16 protein-coding genes are annotated in these 22,416 nt (G+C 50.4%); 6 read left to right on the top strand and 10 right to left on the bottom strand.

The window, feature by feature from the left end; genetic code table 11:
• Positions 1-1,199: ABC transporter permease (locus EA392_13400; GenBank protein TVR37205.1), on the bottom strand; the 1,199-nt coding region annotated here is incomplete at its 3' end.
• On the bottom strand, positions 1,178-2,293 hold the full coding sequence (locus EA392_13395) for a glycosyltransferase (protein ID TVR37204.1): 1,116 nt from the start codon (positions 2,291-2,293) through the stop codon (positions 1,178-1,180). The genes EA392_13395 and EA392_13400, both read right to left, overlap by 22 nt.
• Before the next feature lie 76 nt (positions 2,294-2,369).
• Here EA392_13395 and ruvC point away from each other — a divergent pair, with 76 nt between their 5' ends.
• Positions 2,370-2,930: a crossover junction endodeoxyribonuclease RuvC gene (gene ruvC / locus EA392_13390; GenBank protein ID TVR37203.1), complete on the top strand. Its 561-nt coding sequence runs from the start codon at positions 2,370-2,372 to the stop codon at positions 2,928-2,930.
• A 26-nt stretch (positions 2,931-2,956) separates the two neighbouring features.
• Here the strand turns inward: ruvC and EA392_13385 are convergent, their stop codons facing one another.
• The 7 genes from EA392_13385 to EA392_13355 form a co-directional block, all read right to left on the bottom strand.
• Positions 2,957-7,234 carry a T9SS C-terminal target domain-containing protein gene (locus tag EA392_13385; GenBank protein TVR37202.1) on the bottom strand — a complete coding sequence of 1,426 codons (4,278 nt, stop codon included), beginning with the start codon at positions 7,232-7,234 and terminating at the stop codon, positions 2,957-2,959.
• A 219-nt stretch (positions 7,235-7,453) separates the two neighbouring features.
• Positions 7,454-7,843 (bottom strand): HIT family protein, encoded by a 390-nt coding sequence (locus EA392_13380; GenBank protein ID TVR37201.1) that lies wholly within the window; start codon positions 7,841-7,843, stop codon positions 7,454-7,456.
• A gap of 1 nt (position 7,844) precedes the next feature.
• On the bottom strand, positions 7,845-8,318 hold the full coding sequence (gene greA, locus EA392_13375) for a transcription elongation factor GreA (GenBank protein TVR37200.1): 474 nt from the start codon (positions 8,316-8,318) through the stop codon (positions 7,845-7,847).
• 95 nt (positions 8,319-8,413) lie between these two features.
• On the bottom strand, positions 8,414-9,475 hold the full coding sequence (locus EA392_13370; GenBank protein ID TVR37199.1) for a DUF3308 domain-containing protein: 1,062 nt from the start codon (positions 9,473-9,475) through the stop codon (positions 8,414-8,416).
• A gap of 28 nt (positions 9,476-9,503) precedes the next feature.
• Positions 9,504-13,853, bottom strand: a complete 4,350-nt coding sequence (locus tag EA392_13365) for a T9SS C-terminal target domain-containing protein (GenBank protein TVR37198.1) — start codon at positions 13,851-13,853, stop codon at positions 9,504-9,506.
• A gap of 2 nt (positions 13,854-13,855) precedes the next feature.
• Entirely contained in the window at positions 13,856-17,578 is a 3,723-nt protein-coding gene (locus tag EA392_13360; GenBank protein TVR37197.1) for a hypothetical protein, read from the bottom strand.
• Positions 17,579-17,811: 233 nt separating this feature from the next.
• The gene (locus EA392_13355; GenBank protein ID TVR37196.1) at positions 17,812-18,060 is read right to left on the bottom strand and encodes a hypothetical protein; all 249 of its coding nucleotides are present in this window, start codon (positions 18,058-18,060) and stop codon (positions 17,812-17,814) included.
• An 88-nt stretch (positions 18,061-18,148) separates the two neighbouring features.
• Here EA392_13355 and EA392_13350 point away from each other — a divergent pair, with 88 nt between their 5' ends.
• The gene (locus EA392_13350; GenBank protein ID TVR37195.1) at positions 18,149-18,580 is read left to right on the top strand and encodes a hypothetical protein; all 432 of its coding nucleotides are present in this window, start codon (positions 18,149-18,151) and stop codon (positions 18,578-18,580) included.
• 177 nt (positions 18,581-18,757) lie between these two features.
• Positions 18,758-19,003 (top strand): hypothetical protein, encoded by a 246-nt coding sequence (locus tag EA392_13345; protein ID TVR37194.1) that lies wholly within the window; start codon positions 18,758-18,760, stop codon positions 19,001-19,003.
• A 10-nt stretch (positions 19,004-19,013) separates the two neighbouring features.
• On the opposite strand, the gene EA392_13340 is transcribed toward EA392_13345, so the two are convergent.
• On the bottom strand, positions 19,014-20,333 hold the full coding sequence (locus EA392_13340) for an adenosylhomocysteinase (GenBank protein ID TVR37193.1): 1,320 nt from the start codon (positions 20,331-20,333) through the stop codon (positions 19,014-19,016).
• Positions 20,334-20,485: 152 nt separating this feature from the next.
• On the opposite strand from EA392_13340, the gene EA392_13335 reads away from it, so the two are divergent.
• The 3 genes from EA392_13335 to EA392_13325 all read left to right on the top strand — a co-directional run.
• A complete protein-coding gene (locus EA392_13335; GenBank protein TVR37192.1) occupies positions 20,486-21,034 on the top strand; it encodes a 4'-phosphopantetheinyl transferase superfamily protein in 549 nt (182 codons plus the stop codon).
• A gap of 17 nt (positions 21,035-21,051) precedes the next feature.
• The gene (locus EA392_13330) at positions 21,052-21,795 is read left to right on the top strand and encodes a geranylgeranylglyceryl/heptaprenylglyceryl phosphate synthase (protein ID TVR37191.1); all 744 of its coding nucleotides are present in this window, start codon (positions 21,052-21,054) and stop codon (positions 21,793-21,795) included.
• A 3-nt stretch (positions 21,796-21,798) separates the two neighbouring features.
• The coding region (locus EA392_13325) for a thiamine phosphate synthase (GenBank protein ID TVR37190.1) at positions 21,799-22,416 on the top strand (618 nt) is incomplete at its 3' end.

Raw genomic sequence — 22,416 nt, 5'->3', positions numbered from 1 at the left:
ACCAGCATAAAGGCCAGCACCAACAGCATAATGCACACCCCCGGCAGTACGGCCAGATAGGCAAGGTCGGTGGTGATGTAGCTGTAATGCTCCTTGATCATTTGCCCCCACGACGGCATGGGAATCTGCGCCCCAATGCCGAGAAAGCTCAGTCCGGCCTCAATCAAAATGGCCGAGGCAAAATTCGCGGCAGACAGCACAATAACCGGGGCCATCACATTGGGCAAAATATGGCGTCCTATGATGCGCGGTGCGCGAAACCCAAGTGCGTGTCCGGCTTCTACAAACTCCTGCTCACGCAGGCTGATCACCTGTCCGCGAACCACGCGGGCAACCTCCACCCACATGGTAAGCCCAACGGCGATAAAAACCTGCACAAAACCCTTACCGAGCGCCAGCGTAATGGCCATCACCAGCAGCAAGGTCGGCACCGACCACATCACGTTGATCAACCACATAATCAGCTCGTCCACCCAGCCCCGGAAATAACCCGCCACAGCGCCCAGCGATATGCCGATAACGAGTGAAATCAGCACTGATATCAAACCCACGCTGAGTGAAACAAATGTGCCACCCATGAGCCGGCTCAGCAAATCCCGCCCAAACTTGTCTGTGCCCAGCCAATAGGTACGACGCGTGAGCATGGAAGCCTCAATTTGGGCCTGCAGATCTCCTTTGAGTGCCCGGTGTTGGGAACCATCCACTGCTGTGGCGATGATGGTTCCGTCTGCTTCAGTGCGAACATCCTGATCTGCCAGCGGCCAAACCACATCGGCGAGATGAAAGCGCATCTCTCTTCCGCGGATTTCTTTGTTGCGGCCGTTGTACTCCTCTATCACGAGTTCGTCGTCCTCAAAAAAGTAGCTGTGAATAGGGTAAGCCTTGGTGGCCGAAACCTTCCCGCCGAGAAAAAGACGCCTCCAAAAGGGTGTACTCTCTATCTCTGTGTTTCGGGTAATCAGGGCTACATCTACAGAGAATCCGGGTTTCTGCCGGGCAATCTGCAGCATTTGTTCGTTGGCATTCACCGATGCATCCGGTCGTAGCCACGAGCCGAGAACAGAAATGAGGGCTGCCAGCGCAATAATAGCCACACCTGCTACAGCCAGCCTGTTTCGTTTGAGCCTGCGCATGGCCAACTGTCCGAGCGAATGTGCACCGCCGGGTGATTGAATTTTTATACTTTTCTCCCTTTCCATGTGGGTTTTACAATCAGGCTCATCAAGGCCATCACCGGTGAATACATCATGTACACCACCGAAAACAGGGCTAATTTCCACAGATTAGGGCTTACTCCGATTACGGGTGCGGTGTTTTTTATCAACACGACGTCGGCAATGGAACGAGCAATAAGCACAGCCACAAGCCACGCCGCGTGCACACCCGCTATCAACGCAGCCAACCAACACAGCGAGGGAAGGACAAGCACAAGTCCTGATGAAATGGTGTCGGTATCCCGATAGGCGCGCGATTTGCCCGCCCAGCGCAGACGCTGGTTCAGAAACGAAGCCAGGTCATTGGTTGGATTGGTGAAGGCCAGGGCACTTCTCTTCCAGCAAATTGCAATGTTCTTCCCCAGCGATTTAAAGCGGTGAAGCAAAAAAACATCATCGCCCGAAGCGTGCTCCAGATGGTCGTCGTAGCCCCCGGCTTCCAGAAAAGTTTCTTTGCTAAACGCCAGGTTGGCCCCGTTGCACAAAACAGGGTAGCCCATACCTGCAAGCCCAAAAGTGAGACCTTGCACGGCGCGGTGTTCTATGCGCTGAAAAGCCTGCAACACGCCCCTTTCCGGAGCCAATTCGAGGGGAAGAATCAACATATCGGGGTTTTGATGATACCAGGCAGCAGCGAGCCCGTTGAGCCAATCCGGTTGAAGGCGGCAATCAGCGTCAAGGGTAATTATCCCCGGAAACCGCGATAGCTCAATGCCCTTTCGAAGCGCGGCTTTTTTTCCGGCGGAATCCGTCAAACTCAGCACGCGATGTTCGGGGCCGGCGGAACGTTGCAGTACTGTCAATGAATCATCCTCCGAGTGATCGTTCACCCAAATGACTTCGTGGGGTGGAAGCGAGCCCTCTTGTTGTTGCAAATCGGCCAGCAGCGCAGGGAGGTTTGTGGCTTCATTCCTAAAAGGGATGACTATGCTGAAGCCCGTTTTTACGGCAGGTATTTCACCACACGGGGCTTTTTGCGCAGAAAGAACCCGCAAAGCCCTGGCCGACAGCAACAGCATCACCCCATAACCCAGCGTGGTGAGTAGCAGGAAGAAAATGAGTACATGGTGCCAAAGCATGGCTAAAGGTGTGAAAAATCCGCACAATCTCGCGACGGTGGTACGAGCGCGGATTCGTTACCTTTGGCAACACAGCATGACGGCCCCAAAAGAGCAGATTATTCTCGGCATTGACCCCGGAACCACCATTCTGGGCTACGGTATTATTGACTGCAGAGGCAGCAAGATGAAACTGGTTTGCATGGGCAATTTTTCGCTCACCAAACTGGACGACCACGGTCTTAAGCTGCGCGCCATTCAGCAGCACGTGGTGGAATTGCTCGAGGCCTATATGCCGGACTCTATGGCCATTGAAGCTCCTTTTTACGGCAAAAATGTGCAGAGCATGCTCAAACTGGGGCGCGCGCAAGGGGTGGCCATCGCAGCAGCCATGGCTCGTGAGATTCCCTATACCGAGTACGCTCCCAAAAAAATCAAGCAGGCCATCACCGGCAACGGAAATGCCTCCAAGGAGCAGGTGGCCGCCATGTTGCAGTCGCTGCTCGATATCAAAACCCTGCCCAAAAATCTCGACGCTACCGACGGTGTGGCTGCAGCGGTGTGTCACTATTTTAACCGGGGTCAAACCCAAAGCGGCACCAACTACGGAAGCTGGAAGAGTTTTTTGGGAAAAAATCCGGGAAGGAAGATTGGCTGAGCCGCAGCTTCCCTCCCGTTACTAACCTAAAAGCTGGTCAAATCCAAGGGGCGCATCACGCAAAACCATTTGAGCACGCGTTCGCCGACGCCCGGCACATCCACATGGATGATATAAACCCCACTCGCCAGTGGGATACGCGCTTCGTTGCGAATATCCCAGTCGAGGAAAGTTTGCGGGTTGTCTTTGCCCAGCGTTCTCACCAGCGTACCACTCAGGTTGTAGATTTTGATGGTACACTCCTGCGGCAGGTTCACGAACTTCACCAGGTTCTCCACACGATTTCGCTCGTAGGCATTAAAGGCGTGGTAGGGGTTCGGAACCACATTGATGAGCGCAAGAGCTTCCTCAAGCGCGTCTGCATCGTTGTGAATGGTTTGTTCACTTTCGATGCTGAACTCATACATCGGGTACCAGTCATTTTGGCTTTGCCCGAGCAAGTTCGGGTTCAGCGGATTGAGCACCGACCCCAGAGTTGCGTAGTTCAACTCGCCAAGCTCAGTAAGGGGCGCATACTTCCTGTAAGGTTTGGCAACCCTTATACGCAGGCGGGCTTCGGCGGGAACCAGCCCTTCTTCTACGCTCTTTAAGCCCGCAGCAAGCGGAGCCATAATCCAGCTACAGTTTCTCCACAAACGGCGGTAAAAGGGCTGCACGGTAAAATTGAGATTTTCGCGGAGGAATTTTCCGTAGTCGTACATCGGCATGGTGTTGTTCGCCTCCGAAAGCTTCCTCGCGTTTCTGAACACATAGATGTAGTGCTGCGCACCGAAGATTTCTTCCCCGCCCGGGAAGCCGTAGATTCGGTCACTCGGATTCCAAAGCATATCGCGACCGTTGTCGTCTGCCAGGAACGAATCCTCACCAAAGGCCATGTTCAGACGCTCTCCACTCTCAATATCAATCGCGTAACCCGGAAACCACCCCATTCCTTCTGCGTGAATGAAGTTCGGATCCCCGGGGTTATCACTGGGTTGAGTAACTCCTGCAGGAGTTGGGTTCCCATTCTTATCAACTGACGGAGAACGGCGCGTTGTTAGCTTGGGCGCTCCACCCTCGGCCAGTGCAGGGTTGGATTGCATTTCAAGCACCGGGACACGCGTCCAGAGATCTTTGTTGGGTGTAAACACAAGGTCTATACTCACAAGTTCTGTGAGCGACTGCTGTACGCCCGGTTGATCTATTAACTCAGAAGGCTTTGTTGCTTCGACCAATGGCGAAGGGCCGCAATCATAAGGTCGGACCAATCTGAACGGAGCTATTTGACCATTGAAAATACCGTTGTAGATACGATCGCCGTCAATGGTGGCAAGATCATCAAAAAACCCGGGGTCAATGGGGCCACCCGGAATCTGAACCCCGTTAGCGTCGAGCAATCGGAAACAGGGCATTCCGCCGTAAGCTGCAGTATCAAATACTTCTTGACCTGTTCCCGACATAATCCAGTTTTGCAGGGTAAAATCGTCGGTGTCGGGTATTCCGGAAAGCCACGGTAGGTTGTTTTCAAAGCTGATATCCCAGGTTAACAAATCTGCACGTGGTTCTCCGTCTTCGTTCACGTCATATTGGTATTGGTGCATATCGATGGAGATCCCGTACTCGGGAATAATCTGTTCTGTTTGAAACTCAATGCCTCGTCGGGAGAAGATCTCTTCTCCAATGTCTTTGTTTACCAACACCCACCGTGCAGAATCAATTACAGAAGTGTATTGCGGCACACCTCCAACGATTTCGTTGAACTCATTGAACATGCGTAATTCAAAATTACCTGGTCTTACGTTAAGCGGATCCACCACTTTGATGTGCACCGGCGAACCATTTCGGGTATAGGTAAGCCTTTCAACGCGCCACGGCTCTCCGGCCATAATCTCTTCTTCGGAGCTTTTGGTTAGCTCAAGGATGTTTCCCCCGTTACCTTCGCCCTCAATCCGCGTAAGCGAAAACCGCGTGCCGAAAGGTGCGTTCACCACTGTTCCTCCTGCTGTTGGCGAGGGAATATGCGGAATGCAGGTAATGGGAAATACTCCACCTGTAGTGCTTTTGCGGCCCGCGAGGTATTCTGTGCTCTGCCCTGTTCCGAGCATTGGATCGAATGAGGCAAACTGGTTGCTGGCATAGGCAATGGCTACAAAGTAATAGCGCTTGAAGTTAACCAGCCTGTCATCACCGGAGGCAAAAGCATCGTGGGTTACGCGAAACGAATGACGAATACCTTCGTTAGCTCCCTGCACCATAAGTTTCGGCACGGGCAACAGCATGTCGGGATCGAGTTCGTAGTTGATGAGCTTATCTACGTTGTCTTTCACATCAACCTGAAAAATTTCGCGTGCAAGCTGCGGGTTGCCGAGGTCAGCTACGCTCACGTTTTCATCGCGAAGCTGAAAAATCCGATATCCCTGAAAGCGGTAATACGTGTCGTTGGGCGTTTTGCTATCCGGAATTGCCTGCCCCATGCTATCGAGCTCAAATGAAAAAGCCGGTATGGTTGGGTCGAGCTCTTTGTACATTTCCCGGTAGTTATTGGAAGAAGGCACCGGATTGTCTAAGTACAAAATGATTTCGCGGTCAAGTTCCTGACAGGTGAGTTCCGGGGCATCGGGGCCATTCAGAATTCGGAAACAATTGTCGAACAAGGCCTGCGCCTTGTCATCCACCAATCGAAGCAGCTCAACCGATGCAAGAGGGCCTCCAGAATTGGCGCGCGCCCAACATACTCCAAGGGTTACGTTGTTGTAGTCTCCCGGGGCAAGTGTAAACGGCCCAGCAGACTGAATAAACCTTCTGTTACCCGGTGCATTGTTTTCGGTCATCTCGGTCCAGTTTTCATTTTGAGGATCCATACATCCGGTGCCCCAGTGAAGCGGGTCGCTGTTTCCCGGAAACATGTAGTGGGCCGGTATGCCACCCGATTCGTGACCCGAGCCACCAAACAAAATGGGTGAACCATCTCTCCATAGTCCGCGCATCATGTTGTAATAATGCTCAGCCGTAACCGGGCCTTGGGTGGCGGATGAACCGGTGCCAATATTGTGTGAGATAAAACGACGCATTCCAAAGCGCTCGTTGTCCACAATGCCATCACCATAACCTATACCGAGTCCTGCATAAGGAATTCCGGCTCCTGCAAGGGCCTCTTCGCACGGTATTGCGCTTGTGGGGTCAAAGCTATTGGGGCCCGGGTTATCTGTGCCGTCGGCATCCTGGTAAGGGCCTTCAAAGAAATCAATTCCAACAGCTGGGGGTTGTACTCCATAACCAATGTTTCCGGCGTTGTCTTCGTCGTTGTTGTTGCCGTTGTAACAATAGCCCATTCCACGCTGCACATCGCAACCTATATAATCGTCATCAGGGTTTCCGAGTGCTGGGTTCACCCATTTGGCAAACCATGTATTGTATAAAGTTTGCGTGCTGCGATTTACCAACGTGTAGTTGTAGAAAGTGAAATTATTAATCTCGTCGAGTGTGTTAAAAGCAAAGGCCTGCGCCCTGATTTCCATCCCGATGGGCTGCCCCTCGCTTTCTGTGTGGATGTTTCCCTTGTCATTAAACACCCACCATAGGGTATGGTCGCCATAGAGCGGTATGGGGGAAGTGCGGTTGCGGTTGAGACAATCCTCTTCGCTTTGCTCGAGGTCGTACCAGGGGTAATCGCCCAATTCCGGCTCGTACAAGCCCGCGGTTCCTGTACCGTCGGGGTTGTCTATAAATGGAGCGAGGTAAAAATCCTGTCCCAGCCCGACGTCGCCGTGGGCGGGCCAGTTGAGAATTTCTTCGGGAATTTGATAGGGTTCTTCGTGAAAGGGCGGATCGTTTACGGTTTCGGTGCCGTGCTCCTGGTCATAGGCGAGCCGCTGAAAGTACAGGCGGTGCAGCTCAACCATTTGGCGACTGATGTAAAAATGCCTGTCGTATTTAACGCATTCACCGGGAAGAATAGTGGCTGAGCCGTCGGTAGTGAGCGGCCCTGCCCAGTAGTCGTTACCCCTTTGGCGCTGTAGCATAGCGGCGAGTTTGAGGTTTCCGCCGGCATCTACTCCACCCAACCAAAGCGAGCCTGACGACAAGGCCGTAGGACCTCTTTCGCCATCGGGTGGTTTGGGCACAAAATAGGCTGACGTTCCGCGCGGCCGGTCGAGCCACATGGTGCCCGGAACCTCGATGAGTGCGCGGACATTGTTGAATGCCATTTCGGTAATCTGAACCGCCGGGGCACATCCCGCAGAGCGCGGATGATTGTTTTTACCGGGATTCTCCTCTTGGCCTGATTGGCCAAAAATTGTAGCCGTGCTGCAAACCAGGGCCATACAAACAAAAGCTGACAATAGTTCTGAGGCTATTCTCATGCTTGTGTTTTTTAGTGAATAATATGAAGAACGTTGTTTAATCTGCTGAAACCTGGTTCAGCGGATGTAAAACGCACAAATTCTGTGCCTAAACCACAATACATCCATACGAAACTGCATACCCGAATTTCGTGTTGCCGATTCAGGATGGGAGGGGAAAGAAATTACACAATAAGGGGATCAGGCCTCTCTGATGGCGCGCGCTACTTCTTCCATTTCCTGCTCCGAAAATTTGAGCTTTGGTCGGGCAAAGTTGATGTCTTCCACCGACTGAAGTGGCAAAAGGTGGATGTGTGTATGGGGCACTTCGAGGCCAATCACCGCCATGCCTATGCGTTTGCACGGCACGGCTTTCTCAATTTGGATTGCCACTTTCCTGGCAAATAAATGCAACCCGGAGAGCAGGTCGTCTTCAAGATCAAAGATGTAATCCACTTCTTTTTTTGGCACCACAAGAGTGTGGCCTTTGGCTAGCGGAAACACATCGAGAAAGGCAATGAAATCATCATTCTCGGCTACAATATAACCGGGAATTTCACGGTTGATGATTTTGGTGAAAATGCTAGCCATCTCAGCGTGAGATTTCGACGATTTCAAATTTCGCAACTCCGGCGGGAATCTTTACTTCTACCACATCACCTACGGCTTTACCGAGCAGGCTTTTGCCGATGGGCGAATCAACCGAAATCTTCTTGGCCGCCAGGTTGGCTTCATTCTCAGCCACAAGGGTATATTCGAGTACGGCATTGTTGCCGAGGTTTTTAATTTTTACCTTGGAAAGAATGAAGGCTTTGCTATTGTCGATCTGCGATTCGTCAATCAATCGGGCATTGGCTACAAGTTCTTCCATTTTGGCAATCTTGGCTTCGAGGTGTCCTTGAGCTTCCTTTGCCGCGTCGTATTCAGCATTTTCAGACAAGTCGCCTTTATCACGGGCGTCGGCAATCTGCTGAGATATTTTCGGCCGTTCAACCGTACGAAGTTGATGCAACTCTTCCTTGAGTTTCTGCAATCCCTCTTCGGTGTAGTATCTGATATCAGACATGGTAGTGTGGTATTGAATTCAACACAAAAAAGAGAAAACCCCACAGTAGGGGCTTTCTCTGTACGCAAAGGTACAATTAAATGAAATATGTTCGCTTAGTCTCTTGAACCACCCAGGCCCATTACTACGCCAATGGCGTGTATGCCACCAAATGGGCTTGTGAAGCGATAACTGTAATCAAAAGAAATGTTTGAACCACCTTTACCAAGTGGAGCCTTTACGCTCAAACCTGCGTGGGGACCTGTGAGAACAGTCATACGATCGGCATCGTTGGTAATGCCGGTTTCGTAGTGGTAACCACCGCGAAGGATGAAGAGCTCTCGGAAACCGTACTCCAGACCCAACAAAAAGTTGTCTTTAGTAAAGGAGTTGGCGATGAAGGTGAATCCCGGGGTAAGGCGGTGATTGGCTCCTAGCAGGAAATCATAGGTAGCTCCAAGCGCTACCAGTGAAGGTAACTCATTACGAGCAGATCGGTGCTCTACGGTAAGGGTAGTTCCTATAAGAGGGTCCTGGCCTTGAAATGACAGACCATCACCCTGATAGGTCATTTCAGGACCAACGTTTTTGAGGGTAATACCAATTTTCACACGGTCGTTTTCACCGGTTACGTACTTGATACCCGCGTCGAAGGCCACTCCGGTGGAGCGAATTTCAGCGGTTGACTCATTCAGGATATTCACGGTAATTCCCCCGTAGATACTGTTCGAGAAAGCACGCGAATAATGTGCTCCGATTACCAGTACGTTGGGTGAAAAGAACGAACCATCACCTTCGGGTAGTTCGGTGGTGGTACGCTCAATTCTACCGAAATTCCAGTTGGTCACCGTAAGCCCGATTACACTGGACTCATTGATACGCTGGGCGAGCCCCAGAGCATTGATGTTGATACCCGTACCCTGCAGGTACATGGTTTGGGTGAAAGCCACCTCCGTTTTGTTGATGAAGTTCATCCCGGCAATATTCAGGTAAGCCGACTCCACACCTTCGGCACGTGCCATCAGTGCTCCGGCTGTTCCCGTACCGCGGGCCCAGGGATTTACCAACAGGTAACCCGCACCGGCAGAACCTGCACGGTCTTCGTTACCCGCAAAAAGTCCGGGAGTGAACATCAACATCGCAAGGGATGCTGCTACATATCTCAGCTGAATTCTCATCTCGGTTGTATCTGGTTATAGTGTCAAATTAGAAATTGGTCAAATCTGTTGGTCGCATCACACAGAACCACTTCAGAACCTTCTCACCCACACCGGGCACATCTACGTGCACAATGTACACACCGCTGGCAACCGGAATACGCGCTTCGTTGCGTATATCCCAATCCAGGAAGGTTTGTGGGTTATCCTTACCTAGTGTTCGGATCAAAGTTCCGCTCAGGTTGTAAATTTTGATGGTACACTCCTGAGGAAGGTTCACAAATTTCACCAGGTTTTGGAGTCGTGTCCGCTCATAGGCGTTGAATGCGTGGTAAGGGTTCGGCACCACATTAATCAGCGCGAGGGCATCTTCGAGTACTTCCGCATCGTTGTTGATGGTTTGCTCTGCATTAATGCTGAACTCGTACATCGGGAACCAGTCATTCTGGCTTTGCTCAAGGAGGTTCGGATTAATGGGATTCAACACAGAACCTACAGCCGCGTAGTCAATCTGCCCCAGGTCTGTAAGCGGAGCATACTTCTTATACGGCTTTGCAACACGAACTCTCAGGCGGGCTTCTGCCGGAATAATACCTTCCTGAACGCTGGTGAGGCCCGTAGCAAGAGGAGCCATGATCCAGTTACAGTTTCTCCAGAACTGGCGGTACAATGGCGGAGGTGAAGTGGTGTTCACATTGTCGCGCAAGTACTTTCCATAGTCGTACATCGGCATGGTGTTGTTCGACTCAGAAATCTTCCTTGCGTTTCTAAAGACGTAAATGTAGTGCTGCCCACCAAAGATTTCTTCACCACCGGGGAAACCAAAGATTCTATCGCTGGGATTCCAAAGCATGTCGCGACCGTTGTCGGCAGCGAGGAAAGAATCTTCACCAAAGGCCATGTTCAGGCGCTCACCGCTCTCCACATCAATGGCATATCCGGGGAACCAGCCCATACCCTCTGCATGGATAAAGTTAGGATCATCGGGGTTATCACTTGGCTGGGTTACGCCGGCCGGGGTTGGGTTTCCGTTCTTATCCACCGATGGGGAACGTCTTGTAGTAAGCTTGGGTGCGCCACCTTCAGCCAATGCAGTATTTGACTGCATTTCGAGAACAGGCACCCTTGTCCAGAGGTCTTTGTTGGGTGTGAATACGATATCCACACTCACTAGATCTGTGAGGGATTGTTTTTGGGTGGGGGGGCCTGCTTCAGCTCCTTTAGAGGCGCGTGTAAGTGGTGATGGACCACAGTCGTATGCACGCACCAGACGGAAGGGGGCAATTTGACCGTTGAAAATTCCGTCGAAAATACGCTCACCGTCAACGGTAGCCAGATCGTCGAAGTATCCTGGGTCTATAGGTCCTCCTGATATCTGATTTCCGTTTCCATCCAGTAGTCTATGACAAGGTGGACCACCGTAAACGTCGGTGTCAAAATCCTCTTCGGAAGTACCCGACATAATCCAGTTCTGGAGATTAAAGCCATCTTGATCGGGGATACCTGAGAGCCACGGCAAGTTGCTCTGGAAACTCACATCCCACGTAAGCAGGTCGGCACGTGCCTCACCATCTGGATTCACATCGTATTCGTACTGCTCAATCTCGATAGAGATTCCGTAATCAGGGATGATTTGCTCGGTTTGGAACTCGATTCCCCGTCGAGAGAAGATCTCATCTCCATTGTCTTTATTCACAAGTACCCATCGGGCTGAGTCCAATACAGAAGTATACTGCGGTACTCCTCCCACAATGGTATCGAAATCATTGAATAAACGAAGTTCGAAGTTTCCGGGACGCACATTCAAGGGATCAACCACCTTTATTTTCAGGGGTGCACCATTGCGTTCGTAGGTCAGTTTTTCTACACGCCACGGCTCACCTGCCATGATTTCTTCCTCCGATTTACGGGTCATTCTAAGAATGTTACGCCCGTTACCTTCTCCCTCTACACGAGTTATTGAGAAATTGGTACCATATGGTGCATTAACTACAGTTCCGCCGCTTGTAGGCGTGGGAATGTGGGGAATGGCTGTTATCGGGAGAATACCACCTACAGCAGCCTTACGACCTGCGAGGTATTCGGTATCCTGACCTGTTCCCTGATTCGGGTCAAAAGTCTCAAACTTATTACTTCCGTAGGCGATGGCCACAAAGTAGTAACGTTTGAAATTAATCAGTCGGTCATCCCCGGAGGCAAAAGCATCACGCGTCACACGGAAAGAGTGCTTAATACCTTCATTGGCTCCATTCACCATCAGCTGCGGTACAGGCAACTCCATGATGGGATCAAGTTCGTAGTTGATCAGTTTGTCGATGTTGTCGCGAATATCCACCTGGAAAATCTCTCGTGCAAGCTGTGGATCGTCAATATCTGATACGTCCACGGTCTCATTGCGCAACTGAAATATCTTGTACCCCTGGAATCGGTAATAACGATCATTGGGGGTAGCGCTTCCCGGTATTTCCTGACCGTCTTCATCCAGTTCAACAGAAAAGGGCGGAATGGTAGGATCAAACTCTTCGTACAACTCACGGTAGTTATTGGATGTGGGGATCGAGTTGTCTATGTAGAGGATAAGCTCACGGTCGAGCTCCTGCCAGGTAAGATCCGGTGCATCCGGTCCGTCGAGGATTCGGAAGCAGTTGTCAAACAATGCTTGAGCCTTGTCATTCACACGGCGCAAAAGCTGCACTGAGGCAAATGGACCTCCACTGGTGGCTCGCGCCCAGCATACCCCTACGGTGATATTGTTGTAATCACCGGGAGTCAGCGTGAAGGGTCCGGCAGACTGAATGAAACGTCGGTCTCCGGGGGCGTTATTCTCACCTTCTTCTGTCCAGTTATTGTTGCCGGGATCTATACAACCTGTACCCCAATGAACGGGGTCACTGTCACCGGGAAACATGTATTGAGAGGTAAGCGCGTTGGGGTCATTAGGGTTGTAACCTGTACCACCAAAGGTCAGCGGTGTTCCATCACGCCAAATACCTCTGAGGTAATTGTAGTAGTGTTCAGCAACTTGCGGGTCACGTGTTGCCAACGGACCCGTTGATCGGTTGTGATATACGAAACGGCGCATTCCATAACGCTCATTATCCACAATTCCATCGCCATAACCAATCCCGAGGCCGGCATAAGGAATTCCAATTCCAGCTGCTGCCTGATTGCAAGGAATAAAAGCCTGCAGACTGTCGGCATTGGGACCGGGGTTGTCAATGCCATCGGAGTCTTGGTAGGGTCCTTCAAAAAAGTCAACCCCTACAGCAGGCGGTTGAATACCGTATCCGATGGCTCCCTGGTTGTCTTCATCGTTGTTGTTACCATTGTAACAGTAACCCAATCCACGCTGTACATCACAACCCACGTAATCATCTTCGGAGTTTCCGAGGTCGGGATCCACCCACTGACCGAACCATGTATTGTTCAGGGTTTGCGTACCTCTGTTAATGAGGGTGTAGTTGTAAAAGGTGAAGTTGTTGATCTCATCCTGGGTGTTAAAGGCAAATGCCTGTCCTTTAATCTCCATACCGATAGGCTGACCCTGGGTTTCGGTGTGGATGTTTCCTTTGTCATTGAAAACCCACCATAGCGTCTGGTCTCCGAAGAGCGGAATGGGTGCAGTTCGGTTACGGTTCAGACAGTCGTCTTCGGTTTGATCCAAATCGTACCAGGGGTAGTCACCCAATTCGGGTTCATACAAACCGGGGGTTCCTCCACCAAATGGGTTGTCTTCAAATGGGGCGAGGTAAAAGTCCTGTCCGAGTCCTACGTCACCATGTGCCGGCCATGTCATAATCTCTTCAGGAATAGAGTAAGGCTGCTCATCGAAAGGGGGGTCAAGTACCGTGCTGGTACCATTTTCCGCATCAAAAGCCACACGCTGAAAATAGAGCCGGTGCAACTCAACCATTTCGCGGGTGATGTAGAAGTGCCGGTCGTACCTGGCACATTCGCTCGGGATAATACTTGCCGAACCGTCGGTGGTTAGGGGACCTCCCCAGTAGTCGTTACCGCGCTGACGGAACTGCATTCCGGCGAGTTTGAGGTTACCGGCAGGGTCTACACCTCCCATCCACAGTGCTCCTGCAAAGATGGATGATGGCCCGCGCTCATCGTCGGGTGGTCGAGGCACAAAATAGGCTGCCTGCCCCCGCGGACGGTCCATCCACTTAAAGCCGGGTACCTCAATCAACGTTCGCACGTTATTGAAAGCCATCTCTGTAATCCTTACTGCAGGGGCACAGCCGGCTGCTTTGGATCCTCCATCACTCTTCCCAGCGTTGTTCTTAGCATTATCAGGCCCTTTTGCTGAGGCCACGGTGCAAACCAGTGCTGTACAAACAAAAGCTGAAAATAGTCTTACTGTTCTTATCATGGTTGTGGTACTTGATTGCATAATTAAAAGTCAAATCGAACTCCGAGCTGGATGGTTCGGGCCAATCCCCAGTGAAAGGGAGTATTGGCTTTCAAAGAGTACAGCTCGCGGAAACTTGTTTCATCTTCTACATCCATAATCTGCGGCTGGAATTGAGCTGCAGTCAGGAATCCGTCGTCGTCGGGGTTACCGGTAAAGCGGTAAACTCCGATGATGTTTTGTGTATTGAGAAGGTTGTTAATCAGCAGATAAACGTTTAGGTTGGCCGTGCGGTCACGCTCTCCTTCTTCGCCCTTCTTCAAGGTAAGGTTAAAGCTCTTATCGAACTGCGCATTAATGGTGAACTGCGATGGCATGCGAGACCCATTAATCTGGCCACGAAGACTGGTTGCTCCACCGAGGCTTCCGATACCGGCCGCACCATTGGCTGCCTGCTGCTGGCTGTAAGGCGTACCTGTACCGAGATTTGCTACAATGTTCACACCGGCATCGGCCAGAATCTGGTTACCACCAATCACAGGACCGTTGTAATCTTTTCCTCGCTTATAGCGGTAGTCAGCAGCCAGAATGAACACATGGCGCTGGTCGCGGTCGGTTGGGTTGATTACGCGCAACGCAGGTTCTCCGGAGTTGGCGAGGTTGATACCGGAGTTGGCGTTAGAACCTGTGGCAGAAGCAAATTGCAGGGTGTAGTTGGCGCGGATTGAAAGATTTCCGGTACGGCGCAGGTCATACGTAAGCGTGAGACCTTTAATGGTACCGAAGTCAATGTTAGAGTAGCTGAGGTACTGCTGTGGGTAAGCCTCTACAAGTGCACGGATGTTGATCTCGTTTCGCACTTCACGGTAGAAGGCCGAAATTTTCAACGCTGACGATTTGGTCAATACCTGCTGGAAACCCAACTCGTAGTCAATGGTAGAGGTTGGTCGCAGGTTGGGGTTGGTAATAATGTTCTGCGTTCTGTTCTCAATAAACAGGTAGTCAATAGGGTTCAAACGGTTTTGCCCGATGGGACGCTGCGTGAGAATGTCGTAGTGTGCAAAGAAAGTTGCTTCGTCAGAGATAGGGAACGAGAAAGAGATACGAGGCATCACATTTACCTGGGGCGTGTAACGCTCAAATGCGCGGCTGCTCAGGTTCTCTCCGGTTTCATCGGGGTTCACAAGGAAAGGTGTGATTCCCGTAGTAGTTCGAAGTACACCCGGATCGTTGATCAATACCCCTTGAGAGTTGTACCAGAAATCTCCGTTACGGTAACCGATAACCTCGGTAGGATTGTCGAAGCGATCTACATAAATTGCGTAGTTCTCACCAATGTTTGACGGGTGGTCGGAAAACAAAGGGTTGTTGCCTACGGTGTAGTGCTCACCAACAATGTACTCGTCTTTCAGTACAAACTGATTGGCGTCAAAACGGTCTATTCGCACACCCACGTTAAACACGATGTCATCGAAGGCAAACTTGTCCATGATATAACCCGCAGCATAGATTGGCTGAAAAGCTCCTACCTCCCGGGTAAAGTTTCCGAATTCGTCGCGCTTGTTGAAGAAGTCGTCAAAGCTGGGTCGCCCACGTTGAATTTTTCCTGTGTGGTCATATCCCCAGTAGTTCACAAGCGACTGCCCCTGGTTGAAAAGCTCATCTGCGCTGAACATATCGAGGCTCAGCATTGAAGGGTCGATTGCATCCAGATTGATGAAGTCAGAGCCGTTCATGGGCAAGCCGAGCATTTCGCGGAGGTTGGCGTCAAAAAACGACTGGTCGCTTCCAATCTGACGACCATATGTATAGTACCATTGACCCTGAACCTGCTCTTGAGAGATCAGGTTGTCGTAATCAATCTCATCAATGTGGAAGTTGGTTCGCTGACGCCCAATGGTCCAGAGTGCTCCGGGAGCAAGGTTGTAACCGCGCTCTGTGAGCTGCTCAAATTCTGCGCCCAGGGATATGGCGTGACCGCCAATATCCACCGATCCATTCGCCATTACACGAAACTGGCTTTGATTGAAGAAAGAGTAGTTGTTAAACGGAGCACCAATACCGTTCCAGATACCGTAGATACTGGGCACAGGATCTCCATTCAGCAGTCCATTGGCTGCGCGAATTTCACTCAAACTATTTGGGTTCAATCCATTTGCCTGATAAAAATCGAAAAGCGAACTGGTTACAGCGGCAAGGTCGCCGTTTACATCACTTGCCTGATATTCTACTCCAATAGGACGAAAGCCATCGTGCACAAAAACCCCATTGGCCAGTGTATCGGTGAAACTGTAGTTGGGAACACGGGTTTCCTCGAAGCGACCTACATAACCGTAATTGAACACATTGTCGCGGTGATTCCTGTCAAACGAGCTGATATCACGCTGTATGTAGTCTGCCTGAATCGAGTAAAACGCGTTCTTGATGCCAGAGTCATCGGACGTTTTAAATCGCTGAGTATAGCGCCCCCAAACGGTATAAGAAAGAGATTGTTGAACACCATTATTCTGGTAGTTGGCAAGAGATCCGTTGAAGTTGTATAGGTTGTTATCGGTAAAATCAAAACGACCTCCGATGGCAATGTCCACCAGCTTGGATGTAGCAAAGTCCAAACGGCCACTCAGGTTAATACCCTGAATGCTCGAATTTCTTCTTGAATCATCAATCACCCAATCATCCGGACGAAGGAAAAAGGAGTTGTAGATACCAAGTGTACCGGGGTTTACGAACTGTGTTCCAGGAGTAGGAGTCCCATCAATAATCATTATCCCCTCTTCGGCTCCAACCGATTCGTCCGTAAATGAAAACCTCATCGGATCATCAACCAGCCTTTGGCGCGCCTCATCGGTAAGGTATGCATTACCTACTATTGAAGGTCTTGTATCCTGGGTATTTTGGTAGTTCCCTGAGAGGAAGAAGCCCACGATGGAGCGATCGCGGTTACCGAGACTGTCTTTTCTGAACAGCAATGGACCTGACACAACTCCTTCAACCTGGTTAGCTGCATAAGGATCGAGTCCGATGTTTTGACCACCTGCGCGGATACCCGAAGAAAGCACGTCCACACTACCAAACCAAGTATTGGTTGCACCACGGGTGGTTACGGAGATCACCCCTCCGGTTACGTCACCAAAATTGGCCGGAATACCTCCTGTCATCACCGATACTTCCTGGATGGCTGCCTTGGGCAGACGGGTAGTTCCGCGAACTTTTACACCATCTATGTAGTACCAGGTGTTTTCTTCACGCGCACCACGCACGCTGATCTGTCCGTCAGCAGAGGTTTGGACCCCTCCAGTGGTAGCCGCAATTTCCACCGCCGAACGAGGAGCCATCTGAGCGATCTCCTCACGGGTAATTACCTGCTTGGTTGAACCCGCATCCTTGTCGATAAGTGGTACCGTATATTCTATCACCTCAAATTCGGTTATATCAATGGCGGTGGATTCGAGTTGAACTCGTTTTTCAATGAAACGACCGGCGTTTACAATCACGCCGGTAACCTTTACAGGCTTGTATCCAACAAAACTCACAGCCAGATCATACTGCCCCGGCGTAAGCGGTTTGATGCTATAAACACCATTTATATCCGTGGTTGCACCGCTCACCTGCGCATCTCCGCGCAAAACTACCACACTAACAAATGGTAGCGCTTCGCCTGTCTCCTTGTCGGTAATCTTACCACGAATCTCACCAGTACCGATCTGAGATACAGCCACTTGAGTTATGAAAAGACCGAAAACTATCAGACATAAATTTCTGATCATAGATGTAGATTTTGATTAAGTATCCTTGTTCGCAACAATGAGGCGCTAAGATAGAGAAAAATCATTCGGATTAACAAAATGTTATTTTGGCTCATATCCATTTTAACGCGTCAATTTTCTTCGTTTCGAGTATTTCTAAGACAAGTCTCAACTCCTGTCTTTTCTCAAAGATAGACCATTAGCAGCCGGGGCAAAAAGAAATTACAACCAGAATTCAGCATTCTTTTACATGTCTAACGCCTCTTCTTGGTGAACCATCTTTTGAGGAACGGCTCTTTTCGGTTGTCCCGGAGCCGTTTTGAGCGTTTTTCGGACTGCTTCATGCGCTTTCTTGTCTTTTTCGTCTGAATCTCCTGATGGCGCTCGAGGGCCTTTTTTTCTGCCTCTGCGGCCTTTTTCTTTTGCTCCTCTTGCCGGTCAAAATGTTCCTGTTGCATCTTTTTTACCGACTTCTGCTTCTGGGCAAACGCTGAAAGCGGCATCGAAAAAATCAATAACAGCAACAAAAAATTGAACAACTTTGCCATCCTTTCCTCGTTTTAGAAACAACTTTCTGCTAACGCACCTACAATGTTAAGACATTTTACCCGAATCGTTTTTGTGCTGGTACTTATCGCAAGTAGCCACTCCTGCCGCAATCAGAACAGCATCGTTCCCCTGGTTTTTGTGGATGTCACGCTTTTTCTTGACTTGCCGGAGTTTGCTCCCCTTGCCGCACCCGGTGGCTCCATTCATATATCCGGTGGTTCAATGGGCATTATCATTTATCGCCGTAACATGGACGAATTTGTAGCCTTTGACCGGCATTGCACCTATCAGGTAGATGAATTTTGCCGCATTACCATAGATGAGGAAACCGCCATCACCGCTAACTGCGAGTGCTGCAGCTCAGTGTTCTCTATTTACGACGGCACACCCATCTCAGGAGAAGCACCCGCCGTACTGGCCCGCTACCGCACCGGATATAACGGTGTAACCAACCAGCTCAGGGTTTTCAATTGATAACGATCACCTAAACTGTGCACTTGCAGAATACCTGCAATCTCTTTCCCTTGTTAATTTATTGAAATTTATTTTGCGTTCTCATTTTTTTCATTGCTCTTACAAACTAATCCATTAAACAGTAATGCAATGAGATAAATCAAACGGATTGTTAAGCTCAGCATGGGTTAACTCCTGGTGCTCCCTATTGGATGCAAGAAATCTGATTCTGCCAGGCAGCGTAAGATTGGCTCCTTCAGTCAAGATCAGCGGGTGATTTTAGGGACACTCGATGGCAACCATGCAGCTACATTTATGGCTGAGGACTTTGTGATAATTGCCTTTAGTGCAGCATTCCCACATGCTGGCCTCCGCCCAGATATAGATCTAAAAGACTCCAAAAAAAAAACCGGCTTCATTCAGGCCGGTTTTTTTGTCTGTTAGTGTGGCACTGCTAGTACCTGTAGCTATCACTTTTGTATGGGCCTTCAACAGGCACACCAATGTAATCGGCCTGCTCGGGCGAGAGGGTTTCGAGTTCCACACCGAGTTTCGCGAGGTGCAAACGGGCTACCTTTTCGTCGAGGTGCTTGGGAAGCACGTACACTTCGTTTTTGTAATCGCCCGCATTGTTCCACAGCTCGATTTGTGCCAGCGTTTGATTGGTAAATGAATTTGACATAACAAAGGAAGGGTGACCTGTAGCACAACCCAGGTTCACCAGGCGACCCTCGGCCAGTACTATAATGTCTTTGCCGTCGATGGTGTACTTATCAACCTGTGGCTTAATTTCATCCTTGCTTGAACCGTAGTTTTCATTGAGCCACTTCATGTCAATTTCGTTATCAAAGTGGCCAATATTGCAAAGCAAAGCGTTTGGTTTCATCGCCCGGAAGTGCTCTTCGCGGATGATATCCTTGTTTCCGGTGGCCGTCACCACGATGTCGGCCTCCTTTACAGCATTCACCATTTTACGCACGGCATAGCCGTCCATGCTTGCCTGAAGCGCACAAATCGGATCAATTTCCGATACTGTTACGCGCACGCCAGCGTTGCGCAAGGAAGCAGCCGAGCCTTTTCCTACATCTCCGTATCCGGCAACTACGGCTGTCTTGCCGGCAAGCATCAGATCGGTAGCGCGGCGAATGGCATCTACCAATGATTCCTGGCATCCGTATTTATTGTCGAATTTCGATTTGGTCACCGAATCGTTTACGTTGATGGCCGGCATGGGCAAGGTTCCTTTGATCTGACGCTCGTACAAGCGGTGAACTCCGGTGGTGGTTTCTTCAGAAATTCCGCGGATACCGGCAGCCAGTTCCGGGAATTTGTCGAGTACAATATTGGTAAGATCTCCGCCGTCGTCAAGAATCATGTTCAGCGGCTCTGAATTGTCGGGTCCAAAGAACAGGGTTTGCATAATGCACCAGTCGTACTCTTCTTCGGTCATTCCTTTCCACGCGTACACAGGAACGCCGGTAGCTGCAATGGCTGCTGCTGCGTGATCCTGGGTAGAGAAAATATTGCACGAAGACCACTGCACTTTGGCTCCGAGTGCCACGAGGGTTTCAATGAGCACGGCTGTTTGAATGGTCATGTGCAGACATCCGGCGATTCGAGCACCTTTGAGGGGCTGGGAAGCTCCAAACTCTTCTCTCAATGCCATCAGGCCGGGCATTTCAATTTCGGCGAGCTTTATTTCTTTTCTCCCCCATTCGGCAAGTGCAATATCCTTAACTTTGTAGGGCAGTTTCTGGGTTTCTGTGTTGTTCATAATCTTATTATTGAGGTTGCAAAAGTAGCCAAATACCGCGGGTTAAACAACCACCCACCTGAATAGTTCGCGCCTTGCCCTTAGCACATACTTTCCATACTTCACACGGGCTAACAGCCGTTTGGGAAATTACCGAAGACCTTGATGATTTCATGGAGGCCGTGCAACTGAGCACGGACGAAATCACCCGTTTATCCGGTTTCAAAACACGCAAACGCTCGCTTCAGTGGATGGCTACGCGCTGCCTCCTGCAAAGCATCGAGCAGAACTCCTCTCCTTTCATTGCCTACAACGAGCATGGCAAACCCCATTTAGCCAACGACAGGCGACTTATCAGCCTGAGTCATTCAGACCGCTATGCCGCTGTGCAGCTTTGTCGCGCTGGTTATTGCGGTGTGGATATTCAGCAGCGAGAAGACCGCATGACGCGCCTCGCAGACAAATTTCTTCACCGCGATGAATACGATTTCATCAATAACCACCACCGGCTTTTGTACCTCAACCTGATCTGGGCGATGAAAGAGGCCATTTTCAAGCACTTTGGAAGCGACCTGGCTTTTGGCACACAAATAATCATTCATCCATTTGATATTGTGTGTGATACCGAGGTTTCTGCCACAGCGTCTCACCAAGGTCAAACGCACACCATGGTACTGAGGTGGCACGAAATCGGTAACTGCTACTTAGCGTACCTTTGTTAAAATCCTAACTTTGGGCCGTGTCAGTTTATCAAGACATCTTATCATCTGCCAAAGAAGGTCGCAAATTGCTGGCCGTGTTGCTCGACCCTGATCATCTTCACGATGAAAAACAACTCAGGGAAACAGTGGGCATTGTTCACGCTTCGGGAGCTGACCTTATACTATACGGTGGAAGCCTGATGACCGGTGCTTATTTCGAGCAGGGGCTTAAAATCATCCGGCAATGCACCCACATTCCGGTGATACTTTTCCCCGGCAGTGCCATGCAGGTGAGCCCGCTCGCTGATGCCATTTTGTTTACTTCTCTGATTTCCGGGCGAAATCCTGAGTTTCTTATCGGCCAGCAGGTGCTTGCTGCACCCTTAGTGAAAGCAGCTGGACTGGAGGTGATTCCCACCGGATATATGATTGTGGATAGCGGACGCCCCACCACTGCCAGTTACGTGAGCAACACAGCGCCCATTCCTCACAATAAGCCCGAAATTGCCGCTACCACTGCCATGGCCGGTGAAATGCTTGGGCAGCGACTGATTTACCTGGACGGAGGAAGCGGCGCCGAACATGCCGTTACAGCGGCGATGATTGCCGCTGTTAAAGCTCAAGTATCCGTTCCTCTGGTAGTCGGCGGTGGAATCAGCACCCCCGAGGAATTACTTGCACGTTATGAAGCCGGCGCAGACATGGCCGTGGTGGGTACCGCCGCCGAAAAAGACCCTTTTATTATCCGCGACATGGTGTGCGCGCTCAAAGCTGCTTTCTAGCCCATGGAGTTGGTATTGGTTTCGAGTCCCAGAAAAAAAGAAGGGGAAATAGTGGACATCATCAAGATGTTTGAAGCAGGACTGGAGCGCTTTCACCTTCGCAAACCCGGGGTTTCCAAAAAATACTTGCAGGAACTGATTGAGCAGATTCCTCACCAATACCGAAAGCGCATTGTTATTCACAGCAATCATGACTACGCCTTCAGATATGAACTGGGAGGCATACACATCTCCAAGAAGCACCGCAAAAAGCCTTTCAGGCTGCGGCTCAAAATCATGTGGTATAGGTTTCGCTACCCCAACCTGATTATTACCCGCAGTTGTCATAAGCTTGGTGATTTACTGAGCGACCGAAACCCCTACAACTACGTTTTTCTCAGCCCTATTTACGACAGCATCACTGTGAACAACCTGTCAGCCAACTTTAACAGCCGTGGCTTGATGCACACCATGAAGCAATGTCCGCACAGGGTGTATGCCATGGGAGGGGTTCAACCGAAAAAATTTCAGGAAATTGCTGACCTCGGTTTTAGCGGCGCTGCCCTTCTGGGCCACATATGGGGCACTCCCGAAAACCGCGTGGAGCGATTCCAGGAGTGCCGGGAAAAGTGGCAGAACATC

It is taken from the genome of Cryomorphaceae bacterium (assembly GCA_007695365.1).
Classification (GTDB): domain Bacteria; phylum Bacteroidota; class Bacteroidia; order Flavobacteriales_D; family SKUL01; genus SKUL01.
This window is presented reverse-complemented; position numbering and strand designations above follow the sequence as displayed.

Bases quoted from the DNA above. Each gene is read 5' to 3' on its own strand.
- EA392_13395 (TVR37204.1), bottom strand. From the start codon at position 2,293: ATGCTTTGGCACCATGTACTCATTTTCTTCCTGCTACTCACCACGCTG.
- ruvC (TVR37203.1), top strand. From the start codon at position 2,370: ATGACGGCCCCAAAAGAGCAGATTATTCTCGGCATTGACCCCGGAACC.
- EA392_13385 (TVR37202.1), bottom strand. From the start codon at position 7,234: ATGGCCCTGGTTTGCAGCACGGCTACAATTTTTGGCCAATCAGGCCAA.
- EA392_13380 (TVR37201.1), bottom strand. From the start codon at position 7,843: ATGGCTAGCATTTTCACCAAAATCATCAACCGTGAAATTCCCGGTTAT.
- greA (TVR37200.1), bottom strand. From the start codon at position 8,318: ATGTCTGATATCAGATACTACACCGAAGAGGGATTGCAGAAACTCAAG.
- EA392_13370 (TVR37199.1), bottom strand. From the start codon at position 9,475: ATGAGAATTCAGCTGAGATATGTAGCAGCATCCCTTGCGATGTTGATG.
- EA392_13365 (TVR37198.1), bottom strand. From the start codon at position 13,853: ATGCAATCAAGTACCACAACCATGATAAGAACAGTAAGACTATTTTCA.
- EA392_13360 (TVR37197.1), bottom strand. From the start codon at position 17,578: ATGATCAGAAATTTATGTCTGATAGTTTTCGGTCTTTTCATAACTCAA.
- EA392_13355 (TVR37196.1), bottom strand. From the start codon at position 18,060: ATGCCGCTTTCAGCGTTTGCCCAGAAGCAGAAGTCGGTAAAAAAGATG.
- EA392_13350 (TVR37195.1), top strand. From the start codon at position 18,149: ATGTTAAGACATTTTACCCGAATCGTTTTTGTGCTGGTACTTATCGCA.
- EA392_13340 (TVR37193.1), bottom strand. From the start codon at position 20,333: ATGAACAACACAGAAACCCAGAAACTGCCCTACAAAGTTAAGGATATT.
- EA392_13335 (TVR37192.1), top strand. From the start codon at position 20,486: ATGGAGGCCGTGCAACTGAGCACGGACGAAATCACCCGTTTATCCGGT.